General features: G+C 76.3%; 4 protein-coding genes. 3 read left to right on the top strand and 1 reads right to left on the bottom strand.

The annotated features are described in order from the left end of the window. The 3 genes from RI554_11330 to RI554_11320 form a co-directional block, all read left to right on the top strand. Positions 1-593: thioredoxin family protein (locus RI554_11330; protein MDR9392606.1), on the top strand; the 593-nt coding region annotated here is incomplete at its 5' end. Positions 594-611: 18 nt separating this feature from the next. Further along, positions 612-1,034, top strand: coding sequence for a hypothetical protein (locus RI554_11325; protein MDR9392605.1), 423 nt, complete (start codon positions 612-614; stop codon positions 1,032-1,034). Between the two features lie 74 nt (positions 1,035-1,108). Continuing rightward, complete coding sequence (locus RI554_11320) at positions 1,109-1,378, top strand: hypothetical protein (protein MDR9392604.1); 270 nt, start codon at positions 1,109-1,111, stop codon at positions 1,376-1,378. A 295-nt stretch (positions 1,379-1,673) separates the two neighbouring features. Here RI554_11320 and RI554_11315 read toward each other — a convergent pair. Beyond that, the coding region (locus RI554_11315; protein MDR9392603.1) for a macro domain-containing protein at positions 1,674-2,260 on the bottom strand (587 nt) is incomplete at its 5' end.

The raw sequence follows: 2,260 nt of genomic DNA, 5'->3' as shown, positions 1-2,260 counted from the left end.
GCATGACCGACACCCCCTTCACCCTGTCCCTCGGCGCGCCGGCGCCCGACTTCGAGCTCCCCGCCACCGACGGGCGGACGTACGCCCTCACCGACTTCGCCGGCAGCGACGTGCTGGTGATCACGTTCACCTGCAACCACTGTCCCTACGTCGTCGGCAGCGACGAGGACACCCGCGCCATCGCGGAGCGCTACCGAGCGAAGGGCGTCCGCTTCGTCGCCATCAACGCCAACGCGGAGAGCACGAAACCCGAGGATTCGTTCGACGCGATGGTGGACCGCATGCGCGAGCACGCCTTCCCCTGGACGTACCTGCACGACGCCGACCAGGACGTCGCCCTCGCCTTCGGGGCGCTCCGCACGCCGCACTTCTTCGTCTTCGACCGCGACCGGAAACTCCGCTACTGCGGCCGGGCCGTCGACGACCCCCGGACGTTGGAGAACGTCACGTCCCGCGACCTCGAGGCCGCCCTCGACGACCTCCTCGCCGGCCGCGAGGTCGCCACCCCCCTCACGAACCCCATCGGCTGCAACGTCAAGTGGGCCGGCATGCCCGCGCACTGGATGCCCGCGGAGGCCTGCGACCTCGTTTGAGGCCGCGGAGGCCCACCCGTGCTCGACGCCCTCTTCGGACCCGACGCACGCGACGTCGCGCGCGACCTGAACCGCCGCATGGAGCGGATCCGCGCGGGCCTCGCCCGCCTCGCGGACGAGGGCGGCCTCGCCCCCGCCGAACGGGCGCGCTTGACGCGCGAGGTCGCGCGGGAACGCGCGGCCTACACCCGGCGGGCCCGCCGGCACGCGAAGCGCGTGACGTTGGAGCGGACGTGCGACGCGTGCGGGGACGTGTGGCGCGTCGACCCGCGGGACGCCGGAGCGCTGCACGCCGCGGCGCGCGCCGCGGTGGGGCGGCGTGACGCCCCCGCCGACGTCCAGGCCTGGACCGCCGCCCTCGATGCGTTCCACGCCTGTCCCGCCTGCGAGGGGACGGCGTTCGACGAACGGTGGGTCGCCCGAGCCCCGGACCCCCGGTGACCGACACCCCCACCGCGCGACGCTCTCCGTCGCACGGGGGGGCGACGCTTCCCTCGAACGCGAAAGGAGACCCGATGCTCGACCGCACGCTCCCCCTTCACGACGAAGGCCTCCCGGCCCTCGACGCGGACGCCATCGATCCCATCGACCCCGCCGCCGGCACCCCCTTCCAGGATCCCTTCCTCGACGCGGACGCGACCGACGACCCCGCCGACCCGTTCACCGACGACGACGCGCACGACGACGAGCTGGACGCGGAACCGACGACCGACGACCCCTGGGACGACGACGACGGCGACACCGCCCCCGGCCTGACGCACTGGTGGCACGGGAACCTGGGCTGACGCCACACGGCCCTCCGGCCCCGGCGGCGTGAGCCCCACGCCCGGCGCGCCCCCTCCGACCCCGGTGGTCGGAGGGGGCGCGTCGTTGGGGGGGCGGCGACGGACCCGTCGCGGCGGAATAGCCGGTCGAGCGGCCCGACGTTCGCCACGTCGGAACGGAACGTCCCCCGTCGGGGCGCCGGGGTCGCGATGGGCGGTGCAGCGTGCGCAGGGCCGACCTCCGGAGGACGGGGGCGACGCGCACGGCGTTCCCGGCGGGGCGCGCCGGGGCGGGCCGCCCGTCCCCCGCCGCCGGTCAGGCGACGGGGGCGACGTCGGCGTCGAAGGCGTCCGCCAGGGCGTCGCGCGCACCGACGTCGAAGGCGACGACGTCGACGCGGTCGGGCCCGTCCGACGCCGACGCGGCGGCGACGACCTCCGCCAGGGCGATGCGGGCGGCGGCGTCCGGCGGAAAGGCGTTCGAGCCGAGGCCCATGGCGGGCACGGCGAGGTGGCGGAGGTGCATCTGGGTGGCGAGGGCGAACGCGTCCCGCCAGCCCGCCTCGAGCCGCGCGAGGTCGCTGCGGCGCCCCTCGAAGGGGGCGGTCGCGACGTGGAGGACGTAGCGGGCGGGAAGGTCGTAGCCGCGCGTGACGGCGGCGCGACCGACGTCGAGGCGCCCGAGGGCGCGACAGGCGCGCGTGAGGCCCCGACCGCCGCGCCGGTGGACGGCCCCGTCGACGCTGCGCCCCGTCCCGTGCAGGGACGGGTTCGTCGGGTTCACGATCGCGTCCACGGCCGCCTCGGTCAGGTCCCCCATCACGAGCCGGACCTCCGCCGCGCCCCCACCGTCGCGGGGCACCGTACGGGTGCGCTCGGGGGGGCGCCCGGTCGGGTCGTTCG

It is taken from the genome of Trueperaceae bacterium (genome assembly GCA_031581195.1).
Taxonomy (GTDB): Bacteria; Deinococcota; Deinococci; order Deinococcales; family Trueperaceae; genus SLSQ01.
The sequence above is the reverse complement of the archived record's forward strand: the minus strand, read 5'-3'. Positions and strand labels throughout refer to the sequence as shown.